The organism is Fructilactobacillus sp. X7R4C1 (assembly GCF_059901115.1).
On the sequence record NZ_JBWXVD010000001.1, the window covers coordinates 369,543 to 386,068 of the forward strand.

Below are 16,526 nucleotides of genomic sequence, written 5' to 3' on the forward strand. Positions count from 1 at the left end.
TTTGGGTATGATGAAATTGAGCCCAGGAGGTGAATAAAATGGAAGACATTGATATTGATGAACTCAATCCCACCACGATGGTGGAATACTTTGAAAATGAACGGAAAAATAAATTCGACGTTGGTTACATTTTAAAACATAACGACAAGTATGCGCTGATGAGGACCATTGACCTCGAAGGTCGTCTTGATAACTACGAATTAATCGATCTGACGAAAGAAGTTCCGGTTTTTAACACGGGAACTCCGTACTTAAAACAGATGATCGAGTATCGGACCCTTGCGACTGAATATGGGCTTAAGGATACACCACAAATTAAAACAATTGAAGACCTTCCTTTTAAGAATCCACTTCAGGAGGTCCTTGATTATCTGTCACGGAGTGAAGTGAATTTTGAAGTCGTCACAATTAACAAGAAGAACCAGAAAAAAGACCGCATCGGCTACATGAAAAATCGAGAACCGTCCAATTTCTCACTGATTTCACGAGCCGTTGACGATCCGTTTGACCCCATTTTAAATGAGGAACACAAGATCAAACTCAAAAAGATCGAGATTGTGTGTTTCAATTCATGGGAGCTCATCTTTTTGACTGATCTAATCAAAAATGATTAGGAGGATATTTATGTCCAAGTCAACTAAGATTATTATTGCCATCGCTGTTGTACTTGTAATCGTACTACTCGTCTGCATGGCGTTAGTACTGTTAATTCCCGGTCCAATTGGTGAAATTTCAAACGCAGTTTAAGGTTCAAACTAAAAAGGGTGATCACGCGATTCGATCGTGTGGTCACCTTTTCGTTAGTATCAGTATTTAAAATCATTCTAATCCTGTCGCTCCTTCAGCTTCCCCCGAAAATCAGACAACTAATGGTAACCCTTGTGAAGCATGATATCTGTCAGTTCAGAATCCAAACGTGAAAAGATTTCAGGACCTTCCTTTAAAAGGGCCGTTCCGACCTCAACAATATCAGCCCCACACAGGATTAACTCAAAAGCATCTTTACCGGTGTTAACGCCACCAGTTCCGATAATCTTGATTTCTGGCTTCAAACGCTTTCTGAAGGCGCGCACGTTAGCTAACGCCACGGGCTTGACGTATGAACCACCGATGCCGCCAAAACCACCTTTGGGTGCAATGACTGCTGATTCGGTGTCAGCGTCCACAATTAAGCCGTTACCAACACTGTTGATGGTGTTGATGTAGGTCAAGGGGTACTGGTTTAAAATCTTACTTATGGCGTCGTATTGTTGTAGGTCAAAATACGGTGGTAACTTGAGGCCCAGTGGCTTGGTGTAAAAACTAAAAATGGCTTCCATGGCCGCATGAACGGCCGCAAAATCGTAACCAATTTGGGGCTTGCCAATCACATTCGGACACGACAAGTTGAGTTCACAGAGACCGGTAAAGCTACTGTCTTGAATTTTTCTTAGAGCCGTGATGTTGTCACCAAGGGAGGTTCCCGAGATTGATAAATCAATTGGTTTGTTAATCTGATTTTGTTCAATGTAATCAAGATAGTATGCCAGTCCCTTGTTTGGTAATCCCATGGAATTGATACTGCCAAACTCTGTTTCAGCGTAGCGCGGCTTGGGGTTCCCCTCACGTGGCTCTAACGTGGCACTCTTGGTCGTCACGCCACCAGCTTCGGATTTCAGGATTTGATTCATCTCTTCGGCGGTTTCGTCAAAAACTCCAGCGGCATTTAAAAAGGGATGGGCAAACGTCTCCTTACCGATCTGTGCTGCAATTGAAATGTGATCCATTGTAAATAACTCCTTTGGTATATAAAAAGTCACAACTACTAGTGGGCATTCAGAGAAGTTCCCATTTGTCATAGTTGCGACCGCGATTAGTTTAATTAGGATGAATAATCTTTTGGATTCTCTGAACCAATTAAAGATTGATTGTCATTATCATAACGACCCCCACCCTCAATTGTCAACTTAGAAAACCTGCCTAAAAAATAATTGACTTTCTACGTCAATTTAGTTAGAGTATTTATCAAATAAATCGAGACTACTTTAATTCAATCCAGAGAGATTGAAAAGTTAACTGGTTATGTCAAAAAATGGGCGTGCTACGTTAATTTGTAGTAGGCCCTTTATTTATGCAATTCAACCAAGTGAAAATCTAGGAGGATCAAATGGCATATTCATACAAGCATGATTTAGTGACAGTCTCTGACATGGACGAGAAACAAGTTTTACATAAGATTAAATTGGCGCAACTATTCAAAGAGGGCAAGTCGGTGCACCTAAACCGCCCCACCTACGTAATGAACCTCTTCTTTGAGAACAGTACCAGAACGCACACCAGCTTTGAGATGGCGGAACGCAGACTCGGAATACAGGTCCTTCAGTTTAACGCCAACACTAGTTCAGTCACCAAGGGTGAGACCCTCTTAGACACCATCAAAACGCTTCAGGCGATTGGCGTTGACATCGCGGTGATTCGGCATCCCGAAAACGAGTACTACCGACAACTACTGGACGACAACCTGAAAATCAGCGTCGTTAACGGTGGTGACGGAAGCGGTCAACACCCGTCGCAATCACTGCTTGATATGATGACCATCTACCAGGAATTTGGCACCTTCAAGGATTTAAACGTCGGCATCATTGGCGATTTAAACCACTCCAGAGTGGCCCGTTCCAACATGGAACTTTTAACTAAACTCGGAGCGCACGTGTCGTTTGCGGGTCCCGACCAGTGGTACGACCCGCAATTTGAGGAGTACGGTAAGCATTTAACCGTTGACGAACTGGCCCACAAATCCGACATCGTGATGTTACTCAGGGTGCAAAAGGAACGCCTCGGAAAAGAACTGGCGAACTTTGACGCCACCAGTTACCACGAACAATTTGGCTTAACTAAGGAGCGCTACCAAACGATGAAGGATAACGCCATCATCATGCACCCCGCTCCCGTCAACCGGGGAATTGAGATTGATTCCGACCTCGTCGAAGCCGACAAGTCCCGAATCTTTAAACAGATGACGAATGGGATGTACATGCGCATGGCCATTTTGACCGACGTCCTCGTTAATAAGGGCATTGTGAATAAAGCAGATATTGAGGGAATTGACAAACGATGAAAATTTTAATTCAAAACGGGCAAGTATTTCAAAATCAAGCGCTCAAACGGTGTGATTTACTGTTAGATGATGGTGTTATTAAACAAATCAAACCTCAAATTGAGCCGACGCAGGCCGACAGGGTCATTGACGCCAAGAATAAGGTGGTACTGCCCGGTTTGGTGGACGTGCACGTTCACTTCAGAGACCCCGGTCAAACGGAAAAGGAAACCGTAAAAACCGGTAGCAAAGCGTCCGCTCACGGTGGTTACACGACCGTCTGTGCCATGCCAAACGTCATGCCCGTCCCCAATACTCCCGATAAACTAAAGACGATGATTGAGCATAATCTGCAACAGGGCGTTATCAACGTGAAACAGTTCGCCCCCGTCACTTACAACGAACGTGGTGACCAACTCGTAAACTTTAACGCAATGAAACAGGCTGGAGCCGTAGCCTTCAGTAACGATGGGATTGGGATTCAGAGCGCCCAGACCATGTACGAGGCCATGAAAAAGATCGCTCAAACTGGATTGCCTCTGGCCGCCCACGTCGAAGACCGCTCGTTAATAAACGGCGGCGTCATTAATGAAGGATTAACAGCTAAAAAACTAGGCCTAAAGGGTATTTCCGAAGTGACGGAAACCAGCCAACTAGCTCGCGACCTCGAACTAGCACGGATGAGCGGTGTTCATTACCACGTCTGTCACGTCTCAACGGCGCGCAGCGTGGAACTGATTCGACGGGCTAAAGCGGATGGCGTGCACGTCACCGCTGAGGTTTCCCCGCATCACCTGTTATTAGACGACACCATGATTACCAGTGACAACCCCATTTACAAGATGAATCCGCCACTGAGAACCAAAAAAGACCGGCAAGCGTTACTAGATGGATTGCTTGACGGCACCATCGACATGATTGCGACCGACCACGCTCCCCACACCGTCTCTGATAAGGGGAATTCTTTTAACGATTCAGCTTTCGGGATTACCGGCATCGAAACGGCTTTCCAACTGCTGTACACCAGACTGGTTGAAACCGGCCAGGTGACTCTGAGTCAACTATTAGAATGGATGAGTAGTAAGCCAACCGCCTCCTTCAAGCTCTCAAAAGAAAACCAAATCAAGGTTGGTAATCACGCCAATTTCTCAGTCTGGAATCTAAATGCGCCGCATCAAATTACAACCAAAAACATGAAATCCAAGGGAATTAATTCGCCGTTTATTGGCAAGCAAGTCGATGCACAAAACCTCATGACCTTTGTTAACGGCCAAATCGTTTATCACTCATAATTAAAAAATGCTTTACGTAATTAAATACGTAAAGCATTTTTACTATTGCGAGCTCAAATTAAGTCTTCGACAATGGCAGCGTTGAACTGATCCAAATCATCTGGTGTTCGACTCGTAATTAAGTGATGATCCTTTACCACTGGCTCATCTTTCACAATGGCACCAGCGTAGTAAATGTCGGTCTGAACGGTCTTATAAGCGGTCATCGTGCGACCTTTAACCAGTCCCGTCTGCATGAACAATTGGGGACCATGACAAATCGCAAACGTTGGCTTGTCAGCTAACAAGAAACTTCTCGCAAATTTAACAAACCGTGGGTCACCCCGCAGTTGATCTGGTGAAAAGCCACCGGGAACTAGCAAAGCATCAAAACTTTCCGGCATAACATCGGCAATTCCAGCGTCAACCTGGGTCTTGTGTCCGTGTTTACCAGTGATTTCTTCGCCAGCCTTCTTATCGATGATCGTAATATCATGACCAGCTTTTTTCAATGCTTCGACTGGTGAAGTCAATTCAACATCTTCAACGTCATTAGTTACAAGTACAGCTACTTTAGCCATTTCTTATCACTTCCTTACCTATAATTTTACATGGAATGAAATTTCAGGGAAAATATTTTGCTTAACAATTTATCACAACTTTAGAACCAATGAAACTTAACGGAAATTTGATTTACACTTCTCACTTAAAGCCGCTATAATTAACGTAACTACATTTTCCAAAATTCGAGGGTATTTTATGAACAAGTCCAAACATGACGTCAACCTAGTTTGTGTGACGGTCGCATCCTGCATCATCTTCGTCTTAGTGATCCTTATGGGATGCCTGTTAGTCTCAACTCATCACGCCAAGGCTAAAAACCAACAACTTATGACTAAGATTAGGACAACCCGGCAGGAAACCAATACGTTAAACGCCAAAAAGACCACGCAAAAAGTTCAAAAGCAGCACCAGACCGGAGTCGACATCACATCCATTCAGAAAAATAACGACCAGGTCTACCAAAAGGCCATGAAGATGGCATACATGGCCAAATCAAGCAAACAGCGTCAAGCCGTTAGTAAGCAGTTTAAAAAGGATCGTTTCGATCCAGCCTTTACTAAAACGGTTCTAAGTACCAAGGGACACAATAAAAAATACCTAAACCAAAAGATTGAGGACGTCTCCGTCAACAACGCTCGTTACGACAGCCAGTCTCAATCCTACAACTCGATGATCACCATTACCTTTGCCTCAAGGAAGAACAAGAAGCCAAACGTCTTGAATTACGTCGTTAACTACAACGTTAAGAAACGAAAGACGACCTTCGTTGGGACTTCATGGACCAGCACGTTCGTGGCGTTAGGAGGTCAAGAAATCAATGGCTAAAAACAACAAATTTCACCTCAATAAAAACGTCAGTGTTCTAGCAATCATGTTCGTAATCATTGTCGTCTTGCTCCTCGCCATCTTCACCCTGATGATTCATAATGACACCATTAACACCCAGGTTAAAACTAATCAGGCCACTCTTTCTGCCGAGCAGAAGACGTACAACCAACGGTTTAACTCCCTAAACAAGCGTTATAAGAATCGTCTTTTAAACACCGAAAATCAAAAGGCCGGCAGTATTCTGCAAAACCAACACATGGCTGACACGACCTACAAGAACCTAAACGAATTCTTCCAGATTTTCTATACCTACAACAACGACGATCAATTTCTGGCACGTCCTCAAGTCCTAAGGGAAGCTGGACTCATTGGACCAAATTACGCCAGCAACCAAAAGGTCTTTGGTAAACAGGGAAACAAGCAGACCAAGGATAAAGTCAAAAGCATGGGCGTCAAGAGTAAAATGGTTGGACTACAGATGTACGACAATCCCAACAGTCCCGAAACGATTAAAAAGATTCGCGTCATCGTCACGTACGCAACCAAGTACAACCAAAACGGCGGTGATAACGTCGACAAGCTGGGTGACGTGCTGTACAACACCAAGACCAATCAAGTCCTAAGTTATCAGCCAATCGTGACCGTGGGCCACTCGTTAGTAACAAAGTGGGACCAATGAAAATAGCCTTCAGGAAATTCCTGAAGGCTATTTTTTTGAACTAATTTACTTTAATTAAACAAATTTTTCAAACTTCTCGTATTTAACCATGATATCAAGTTATTTGACCCGATGTTTTAAATCATGAAGTGCCAAAGCCATTGCTGAAGCAATAAAGCCAAGACCGATTAACTCGAGAATTAACGAGTCGTTCTCACCAGTTTGTGGCAAGTTCTTGGAATTCTGCTTAGCATTCTTTTCTGAAGAATTGAAAGCCTGGTGAATGGCTTGCGTGCTTTGCGGTTCGACTACTTGACTACCGTTCTGCTTCGTTGAAGCTTCTGGTGTACCGGTCTGACTGCCATTATTTGGAACTACCGCAGATCCACCATTGTTAGTTGGTTGACCTGGCATGACAGAATTGCCACTTGGTTGGTTTGGAGTTACCGAACTGCCACCATTACCGTTTCCACCGTTATGACTTGGTGTAATTGGGTTAGTGCCGTTACCACCATTGTTGCTTGGATGGTTCGGGGTTGGTGCATTCTTAGCCAAAACCGTGACCGTTACTACCAATGTGTCCCCGTTTGAAGCGGTAATGATGACCTTGTATTGACCAGGAACCTGGTTATTAACTTTCGAGGTGTCAATGCTTGTGATCGTTGCTTCCGTACCATCAGCGTTAGTTGCTCTAGCACCGTAGGCAGCGGCATTGGTAGGAACTAAATCACCAACGTGAATGGTGATTCCATGACCCTCAAGGGTTGTCTTATCAGCTAAGACGGTCACTGTTACTACCAATTTCTTGCCATTTGATGAAGTAATGGTGACTGGATATTGACCCGGCACCTTATTATTAACCTTGGAAGTATCGACGTTAGTGATACTTGCTTCTGTACCGTCCGTGTTGGTAGAACTGGCACCATATGCTTGCGGGTCAGTTGGGACCTGGTCGCCAACGTAAATGGTTAATCCGTGTCCCACTAACGTTGCTTCGTCAGGGAGTACTGTAACCGTGACACCCAGTTTTTCACCATTGTTAGCGGTGATCGTTACTGGATAAACGCCAGGAACCTCATTGTTTACTTTGGATACGTCAATGTTTGTGATTTGAGCTGGATTGCCGTCGTAATCAGTTGCTTGAGCATCATAAGCTGCTGGGTCGGTTGGAACTTTTTGACCAACATAAATCTTGATGTTGTTAGCACTTAAGCGCGTGTGATTCTTTAAAACAGTAACCGTGACAGTGATACTTTCGCCATTATCTGAAGTGATGGTGACTGGATAATCACCAGGGATTTGGTTATTAACCTTTGAAACGTCAATCTTGGTAATCTTAGCGGGCTTCCCGTTTTTGTAGGTTGCTTTAGCACCATATGCACTTGGCCACGTTGGAACCTGTCTCCCAATTCTGATGCTGGTTCCATGAGCGGCAATGCTAATCCGACTCTTAACGACCGTGACGGTGACACCTAGTGTCTCACCATTGTCAGCGTGAATCCAAACTGGATAAACGCCAGGAACCTCATTATTTACCTTCGACACATCAATCTTAGTGATTTTAGCCGGATTGCCATCATAATCAGTTGCCTTAGCGTCATAAGCAGCTGGGTCGGTTGGAACCTGGTCGCCAGTATAGATGGTCAGGTTATGCGCACTTAAACTAGTATGGTTAAAGAGCACGTGAACGTAGACCGTCTTGGTTAAACCGTTTGACGCACTGATAACAACCGGATAATCTCCCGCCTTAGTGTTATTGACTTTAGAAGTGTCAATCCCAGTAATCGTTGCCGGACTGCCATCTGGGTTCAGAGCGGTCGCACCATAGGATTTAGCGTCGTCTGGAACGGCTTGCCCAATTCGAATGCTGATATCGTGACCGGTAATCGCGTCAGCGGGAATGGGAACAACGGTTACATAAGCAATCAAGGTTGGACCTGATAAAGTATCAAGAGGACCGTAGATTACAACTGCATATTTCCCAGGTTTATTAAGGTTAACACTATTATAATTAACTCCATAAACTGCAAATGGAATAGTGCCATTCGTCATTTGAGCATCATAACTATCAGGATCTCCTAAATCGATATTAGTCGGATTACCTGTAAAAATGGAAATATTTTTGGCTGTAAAACTAACAATATCTACAAATGTTTGAGAAGTCGTGCCATCAGAAAGAGTAAATGGGACGTAGTAACGTCCGGGCACCTGATTATTAACTCCAGAAATATCAATAGACGTAACTTTTAGAGGATTACCCTGATCATCAGTTGCAACAATTCCATATGAACTTGGATCATCAGGAACAGGATCACCGACTTTAACCGCAATCGAATTAGAAATTATATGGTCAGCTTGAATGTTATCTCTAACCGGTTTTGCTTGCTGATTAATCACTGCCGGTTGGTTAGTCTGAGCATTATTAGTGGTTTTCGGTGCTTGCTTTTCTGGAGCAACTACTTGTTTATTAAAATTGGCACCTTGATTATCAGTTTTTTGACTAGCTTGATTAGCGGGTGCTGGGGCAGTCTTTTGGTCAGTTGTGTTTTGTTGACCGCTATTTTGAACTGGTTGAGTCGTTTGATTTTTACTTTGCGTATCGTTCTGACTAGTAGCTGTTTGGTTGTTAGTCGGTTGTGAATTTGTTTGAGCTGCTCTTTCGGTTTGACCGTTACCATTCTTCGATGACGATTGGTCCACCTGCGCAGTGTTAGTCGTCGGTTTAGATGAATCAGTTTGACCTGGTTGAGCACTGGCCATTGGAGATGTCCCAGTGGTCTGACTGGTACTAGCTTGTACTGCATTAGTTTGCGTTTGGGTCACAGCTGGATTCGACTTATTTTGATTTTCCGGTTGCGATTGAGCAGATGTCGTGACTAGGTCACCCTTTACTGGTTGACTGGACGCTGCTTTTTTAATAATTTGTACATTGTGATTATTATTATTAGATTGACTGTTGGTATCAGCGCTTGCGCCAACCGTCAATCCTCCGACGGTAGCGACGGTCACAATGGCTGCGACCATCCACCGCTTTCCGGCTTTATACATCTTGTAATGTTTCTTGGTATTGTTCTGCATAAGGTTTCCCCTCTCGTTCTAAGATACATCTTGTGAATTATCAGAATATATAGTAAAACTGCTGTTTATATATTCACAATTGACATTGTAAACACGATGATGTCAGCAATCAACCTTTTAATATGCTTCACAATGTTTGTAAAACGTACTAGCAGAGAGGGGTTATAAAATAATAATTACTACGTAAAAATAGCGTGCGAAATCTAGCAACCCGTAATTTTTATCGAATTTTCGATATTTAAATTTCCTCTTACGAATGATTAGTCAATTTATCATTGATTTGCCGGTAATTATAGCTAATCTTGCCAAAAAACGTTTTTTATTTAATTAATTGATTAAAATAACACGAGTCTTATCCAATCGTTCACAATTTATCTACTGTCAATTCTTTTTTTGACCGATTTTGTGGGAGTAAAATTCACAAAAATATTTGCAAAAATTTTTTTATTCCCGCACCAAATTAATTTTAAAAGTTTGATTAAACTCGGCTTTTGTTAAATAACTTTTCATAAATTAGCCATAAAAAAATGGCCAACATCCATTTCATAGATGTCGACCATTTAATTTAAAGCTTATTTGGTTTCTTTTTTATCTTTAAACCATTTCCCTAATCCAAAGATGCCAAGAATTGAAAGTAACATAATTCCAATGACACTTAGGACACCGTTATCTTCTTGACCAGTTTGTGGCAACTCACCCTTCTTATTAGTGTTGGTTGCATTTTCCTTAGCTTCATTATTCTCATGTTTTTGTGATTTAACATGGGGATTATTTTCTGAAGTAGAAGATTTCGGTGTGGTTGTTTCTGAAGAATTCGAGTTGTTCTTATTTGAACTTCCATTACTTTCAGGAACCGCATTGCCATTGTGATCATTTGGGGTCATTGCACCATTTCCACCATTATTGTTTGGTGTATTTGGCTTAATGTTATCCCCACTTTCACCATTGTTTCCATTAGTTGGATTCTCTGGTTCCGTTGGGTTTCCACCATTGTGGTCCTCCGGATGATTTGGTGTTGGGTTAGTTTCACCTGTCTGTTCTTGCGAATAGATAACTTCTCTTGAAGTATCATCACCAGCAGCAATGGTCCCACTAACTGAACTTTGAGCAGGCGTCATGTTAGCAACACTTGGTGACTTAACATTATAAGTGTTGTCATCACTCGTCCAATCGTTCCATTTAACATTGCCAGTTACCAAATCTTTGGTTCCAGTTCGAGTGAAGTGAGCCGTAATCGTCTTTGATGGTGCTACTTGATTGCCATCTTGGTCCACATAGTGAATGGTAACTTGACCAGCTGTTTCATCCGAAACTGCCTCAGTATTATGAGTATAAGTAACGTTAACTGAGTCATTTTCTCCACGAGTAATTGTGCCACTAATCGAGCTTTGGTCAGGCGTCATGTTAGCAATTTTCGGTGAATCGACACTGTAAGTATCGTCATCACTGATCCAATCATTCCATGTAACTTCGCCAGTTGCCAGATCTTTGGTTCCAGTTCGAGTAAAGTGGGCGGTAATCGTCTTTGATGGTGCTACTTGTTTTCCATCTTGATCAACATAATTAATGGTCTTTTGACCAGTAGCTTCATCTGTTACTGCTTGGGTATTATGCGTGTAAACAACGTTTACTGAATCATTCTCTCCACGCACAATCGTGCCACTAACTGAACTTTGGTCAGGCGTCATGTTGGCAATCTCTGGTGAAGCAACATCGTAGTTAGGATCACTATAGCTGGTCCATGCATCCCAAGTAGTTTCACCAGTCAGCATATTCTCAGTTCCATTACGAATGAATAAGACATGAACTTTCTTTGACGGAGCCACTTGTTTTCCATTTTGATCAACGTAGTTAATGATCCTTTGACCAGTTGCGTTCTGAATTACACCCTTCATTTTTGGATAGTAAGTAACATTAATAACATCATCATCAGTTGGCAAAAGCGTGCCACTAACCTCAGTTATATCTGGATACATGTTGGCAATCTCTGGTGATTTGATATCAATATGAGTGTCATCAGTTGTGGTCCATTCTCCATAATTAATAACCTTACCAGTCACTGCATCCTTAGTAATCGTTCGGGTATAGTGAGCCGTAACAGTCTTTGATGGAGCTAATTCCTTTCCACTTTGATCAACATAGTTAACGGTTTGTGTTGCAACTGTCGATTCAGTCGTGGTCTCAGTATTATGAGTATAAGTAACTGTTGTTGAACCATTTTCGTCTGGACTAATGGTTCCACTAACTGAATTTGAAGAAGGAGTCATATTGTCAACACTTGGTGATGGAATGTCATAAGTGTTATCGGTACTTGTCCACTTATCCCAGCTAATAACCTTATTTGTCAATGGATCTCTTTGACCAGTCCGGGTGAAGTGCGCGGTGATGACCTTATCTGGTTGGAGGGTATTACCATTTTGATCAACGTAATGAATGGTAAATGTTCCAGTAGTTGAGTCTGTAATTGCTTGACTGAGAACGACCGTGACACTAACCGTCTTATAACTCGTTAATCCTTTCGAATTGGTCGTCTTATAAGTCACGTTATAGACACCGGCCTGCTTGTTAGCAATGGCTTCTCTTAAAGCGGCATCATCAGAAATTTCAACTTTATCGCTGGTTCCGTCTTGAACATCATTTGAACTTACACCTTCTAACAAGTAGCTGTCTAAGTTGTTAATGTTGAAGGTGTCAGCATTTAATGACTTATCACTGGCCGTGATGGATGGGAAGAAACCTTGTTGGTCATTAGTTTGGTAAACAAAACCCATGGGAATACTATTATTTCTCGAAGTTCCCTGATCATCATGATAACCAAAGTTAACGGAATATCTGCCACCAGTATTTGGAGCAATAAAATTACCAGTAAACTGTAAGTATTGAATGGTTACCCCATCTGGGAAAGTAATCGATAATCTAGCATGGTTCGCATCAATTTGGTCAACTTGAACCTGAACGCCAGGCAAGACTTGTCTCAACTGGTCTAGCGTAATCCACTGACCAGCATACTGTCCGGCCCATCCAGGTGTATAAGGAGTTCCTGCCTTAGGAATTCCAAACCGAAGTCCGTTTAAATCAAACGAAGCCCCGTCACCCTGAATGTCAACGGTCCAGGTTCTGCCAGTTAGGTTATTTAGATTAGGGTCTGGATCTTGATTGGGATAAAGGATATTAGTAAAGCTAGGTTGATCACCCTTGGCTGGATCATAGATTGCATCACCATAAGTAGGAACTGAAATCGGATTATTAGCAGTAGGTCCATCATAATTTGGACCAACACCAGCAAATCCAACTCCACCTATTCCTGCTCCCAAGTTGGGTGCCTGAACACGGTCAGGTGATGGTTGATTATTATTAGAAGCAACGTATCCATAGTAAAATTTGTTTATCAAATAAGTGGAATTACCCTGCTGAAACTCAGTTGAAAAGTTAACTCCAACTAGTGGAACAGTTGGGTCAGCTTGAAACGGAATGTTCAAAGTAAACGAGAACGAACCCGTTGTGAAAGCAATATTCTTATCGAAAATGTAATAAGCTTGACCCGTGTTAGGATCAAATTCTAAGTGACCATATTCCGATCCACCAGTCATTGTAATTTTATTCCAATCAATAACCTTTTTCATCATGACATCACTACCCGGATCAGTACTGTTGGCAATGTTAAAGACGATCCTGTCACCAGCATTGATGGTAGCGTCAGCATCGGTAATATTAATGTCGGTTCGAACTGACATACTCCCAAACTGGTTAAAGTTAGTATTGTCCGGAGATGCGTCACTTGTGATGTTGATACCTTTTGGTAACGTACTACTGTCACTAGTGGTATCAGCATTCATTTGTTGATTACTTCTGGCAATGTCTGGATTAGGCTGATTAGCCCTTTTGGCGTCATCGTTTTTAGCCTGATTAGTATCATCCGATTTGGTTTGGGTATCAATTCCTTGATTCTTCTGGTCATCAGTTTTTGTCTGATTAATTTGTGAATCAGATTTAGCTGTTGCATCATTTTGGTTTGATGAATCCTGCGTCTGATTTTGATTATCAGAAGTAGCACTTGGCTGATTGTCAGTCTGCTTCTTTACATCACTTGACTGGTCAGTCTTTGATTGATCAGTTTTACTATCTTGTGATGATTGCTCAGTTTTTTGGTCCTGAGTCGCTTGATTAGAATCATTCGTGGATGATTGTGATTCTTGTTTGCTATCATCCTGTTTCGACTGATCATTCTGCGGCTCAGTTTGTGAATCAGTCGCTGGTTGTGTTGGTTGATCCGCCTGCTTTTGCGAATCAGCTGTTTGATTCTGGTCGTCCTTTGTCTGACCATCTGTTGTATTAGTTGCTTGGTCTGAACTACTTGGGTTTGCATCATTTTGATTAGATGATGTCGTTTCTGGTTGAGTCGACGTACTCGTTTGGTCTGCTTTTTGTTCAGACGGAACGGCTGCCCCTGCATTGGCCTGCGTTGAAGTGGTGTCAGCGCTTGCCCCCAGGGTCATTCCACCAATTGTGAAAGTGGTGACAAGGGCAGCAACCATCCACCGTTTTCCAGATTTATACATCTTAAAACGTTTCTTTGAATCCCTAAACATAAATAAACACTCCTTATTACACTGGCGGTTACAAAATAATAAATCACAAACTATACTTATTATTCATTATTACGGAGATTTATTATACATAAAAAATACGATAACTCAATCATTCTGTTTATCAAACTCGTCAATTAATTAGGTAATTCAGGTTGTGAATTTTCAAATATAAATCACCCTATGCTAGTACCAACACGTTTTCAGCAATTTATTAAGAAATAAATAAATTGCTGAATTTTTTAATTATTAAAAATATATAAAAAAGGCTAACACCTAAAATGGATGTTAGCCTTTAAACTTATTAATCTCGCTTAATCTTTAAATCACAAACTGACTTACTTGGTTTCTTTCCGGTCTTTAAACCATTTCCCTAAGCCAAAGAAGCTGAGAAGTGACAGAAGCATGGTTCCGATCAGGCTTAAGAAGCTATCAGAATTTTGACCAGTTTGTGGTAACGTCGTCTTCTTTTCAGACTTTTTAGCTGGCTTAGCTGCTGGAACTTGCTTTGCTTGTGGTTTAGCTGGTTGAGCCGGTGCTTTAGCAGGAGTTTGTGGGGCCTGCTTTGCCTTCGGAGCTTCCGGTTGTGCGGCCGGAACTTCCTTTGGTGCATTTGGCTTAGTTGGTTCCGGTTGTACTGAAGGTTTCTCTGGTTTGTTTGGAGTTACCGGAGTTTCTGGTTCAGCATTCTTCACATAATGAATTGGGGTATCTTTTCCTAAATCATTGTGGTCAATCGGATATGGTGTACCAGGAACCAACTTGTTCCCGTTCTTATCAACTGGAGTGTATCCAGGAATGTCAGGGATAATTGGGTTACCAGCATCACTTGGGTTGTTTGGATCATTTGGATAAATGATCGGGTTACTGCCCGGAACGTCGGGAACTAAGTGACCTAAGGCATAGTAGACAACGGTTACTTCAGAGTCGTTGGAATCAGCGTTAACGGTTGCTTGTCCAACTGAAGCAGTGTTGGTGTAGTAACCATTGATAACTGGCGAGTTAACCCCACTCAAGACGTCACTCTTAGTCGTCCATGCACTGTAAGTTACCTGACCAGTAACTTGATCAAACGTTGCCGTTCTAGTAAAGGTTGTTGATTGAACCACATCATCAGCTAGCTTGTTCCCATTCTTATCAACGTAATGAATGGTTCTAGTAACGTTCTTAGTTAGATCAGTCTTGCTAGTGCCATCAGGATACTTCGGTCCAGTTGGGTTGTTTGGATCAACTGGTTGACCTGGGTTTCCTGGATTGTCTGGTGTAACTTCTTTAGTCTTGTGTTTGAGCACAACCGTAAAGGTTGGGCCGTCAGTATTGAAGGTAAAGCCATCTGCTGGATAACCGTCAGATACTAATTCGTATCCTTGAGCTTCTAGTTTAGCGATTTCATCTTTCGTACTGTAATCGGCCTTGCTACCAAACTTACCGTTAACGGTGTCATTGTGAATAACCGCATTGCCGTTATCCTGGTCAACGTAGTTAATGTGAACAACTTCATCGTTGGCGTTGTAGGTAACCGTGACACTTGAATCTGGCGTGTCAGCCGTGGCAGTTTCTGAACCAACCGTTGCCTTATCAGGGGTGTATCCCGTAATGGTTGGGGAAACAATTGAACCGAAGACAGCGTTCGTTGACGTCCAATTACTGTAAGTTACCTTACCCGTTACTTCATCAAAGGTGGCCGTTCTGTTGAACGTAACCGTTTCAATGCGGTCTTCTGAAGCCTTACTACCGTCAGCGTAGACGTAGTGCACCGTTCTGGTAATGGTCTTAGTCAAGTCGGTCTTGCTAGTACCATCTGGATACTTCGGTCCCGTTGGGTTGTTAGGATCCACTGGTTGACCTGGGTTTCCTGGGTTATCTGGCGTAACTTCCTTGGTCTTGTGTTTCAAAACAACCTTGAAGGTTGGGTTATCAGTATTGAAGGTGTAACCATCACCTGGGAAGCCATCGGATACTAATTCGTATCCTTGGGCTTCTAGTTTAGCGATTTCGTCCTTCGTACTGTAATCCGACTTAGAACCGAACTTACCGTTCAAGCCATCAGTATGAATAACCTTGTTACCATCGTCTTGGTCAATGTATTGAACTTGAGCCTTTTCATCGTTGGCATTGTAGGTAACGGTAACACTAGAGTTAGTTGCGTCAGGACCAATTGTTTCTGATCCAACACTTGCCTTATCTGGTGTGTAACCAGTAATTTTAGGTGAATCGATTTCACCAAAGACTGCGTTAGTTGAAGTCCAGTCACTGTATGTTACCTTGCCAGTAACCTCATCGAAGGTTGCGGTTCTGTTAAACGTAACTGTTTCAATGCGATCTTCTGAAGCTTTGCTGCCATCGGCATAGACATAATGCACGGTTCTAGTAATATTTTTAGTTAGGTCATTTACACCAGTTCCGTCTGGATAATGAGGTCCGTCTGGATTGTTTGGATCCACTGGTTGACCTGGAGTTCCTGG

At 42.4% G+C, this 16,526-nt stretch carries 11 protein-coding genes; 6 read left to right on the forward strand and 5 right to left on the reverse strand.

Annotation, left to right across the window (positions count from 1 at the left end):
• Nucleotides 1–38: 38 nt before the first annotated feature.
• Both AC6UC9_RS01940 and AC6UC9_RS01945 read left to right on the forward strand, forming a co-directional pair.
• Nucleotides 39–614, forward strand: coding sequence for a hypothetical protein (locus AC6UC9_RS01940; protein WP_500693257.1), 576 nt, complete (start codon nt 39–41; stop codon nt 612–614).
• Nucleotides 615–624: 10 nt separating this feature from the next.
• Entirely contained in the window at nt 625–747 is a 123-nt protein-coding gene (locus AC6UC9_RS01945) for a hypothetical protein (RefSeq protein ID WP_500693256.1), read from the forward strand.
• Between the two features lie 119 nt (nt 748–866).
• Here AC6UC9_RS01945 and AC6UC9_RS01950 read toward each other — a convergent pair whose 3' ends face one another.
• A complete protein-coding gene (locus tag AC6UC9_RS01950; protein WP_500700983.1) occupies nt 867–1,766 on the reverse strand; it encodes a dihydroorotate oxidase in 900 nt (299 codons plus the stop codon).
• Nucleotides 1,767–2,146: 380 nt separating this feature from the next.
• Between AC6UC9_RS01950 and AC6UC9_RS01955 the strand changes: the two genes are divergently transcribed.
• On the forward strand, nt 2,147–3,097 hold the full coding sequence (locus AC6UC9_RS01955) for an aspartate carbamoyltransferase catalytic subunit (protein WP_500700984.1): 951 nt from the start codon (nt 2,147–2,149) through the stop codon (nt 3,095–3,097).
• Complete coding sequence (gene pyrC / locus AC6UC9_RS01960; RefSeq protein ID WP_500700985.1) at nt 3,094–4,368, forward strand: dihydroorotase; 1,275 nt, start codon at nt 3,094–3,096, stop codon at nt 4,366–4,368. The genes AC6UC9_RS01955 and pyrC overlap by 4 nt, the downstream gene beginning before the upstream one ends.
• A 53-nt stretch (nt 4,369–4,421) precedes the next feature.
• On the opposite strand, the gene AC6UC9_RS01965 is transcribed toward pyrC, so the two are convergent.
• Nucleotides 4,422–4,928, reverse strand: coding sequence for a type 1 glutamine amidotransferase domain-containing protein (locus AC6UC9_RS01965; RefSeq protein WP_500700986.1), 507 nt, complete (start codon nt 4,926–4,928; stop codon nt 4,422–4,424).
• A 178-nt stretch (nt 4,929–5,106) separates the two neighbouring features.
• Here AC6UC9_RS01965 and AC6UC9_RS01970 point away from each other — a divergent pair, with 178 nt between their 5' ends.
• Nucleotides 5,107–5,736, forward strand: a complete 630-nt coding sequence (locus tag AC6UC9_RS01970; RefSeq protein ID WP_500700987.1) for a hypothetical protein — start codon at nt 5,107–5,109, stop codon at nt 5,734–5,736.
• Nucleotides 5,729–6,418 (forward strand): hypothetical protein, encoded by a 690-nt coding sequence (locus AC6UC9_RS01975; RefSeq protein WP_500700988.1) that lies wholly within the window; start codon nt 5,729–5,731, stop codon nt 6,416–6,418. The genes AC6UC9_RS01970 and AC6UC9_RS01975 overlap by 8 nt, the downstream gene beginning before the upstream one ends.
• Before the next feature lie 99 nt (nt 6,419–6,517).
• Here AC6UC9_RS01975 and AC6UC9_RS01980 read toward each other — a convergent pair whose 3' ends face one another.
• The 3 genes from AC6UC9_RS01980 to AC6UC9_RS01990 form a co-directional block, all read right to left on the reverse strand.
• Complete coding sequence (locus AC6UC9_RS01980) at nt 6,518–9,475, reverse strand: KxYKxGKxW signal peptide domain-containing protein (protein WP_500700989.1); 2,958 nt, start codon at nt 9,473–9,475, stop codon at nt 6,518–6,520.
• A gap of 572 nt (nt 9,476–10,047) precedes the next feature.
• A complete protein-coding gene (locus tag AC6UC9_RS01985; protein ID WP_500700990.1) occupies nt 10,048–14,064 on the reverse strand; it encodes a mucin-binding protein in 4,017 nt (1,338 codons plus the stop codon).
• A gap of 335 nt (nt 14,065–14,399) precedes the next feature.
• A partial coding sequence (locus AC6UC9_RS01990) for a mucin-binding protein (protein ID WP_500700991.1) occupies nt 14,400–16,526 on the reverse strand: 2,127 nt, incomplete at its 5' end.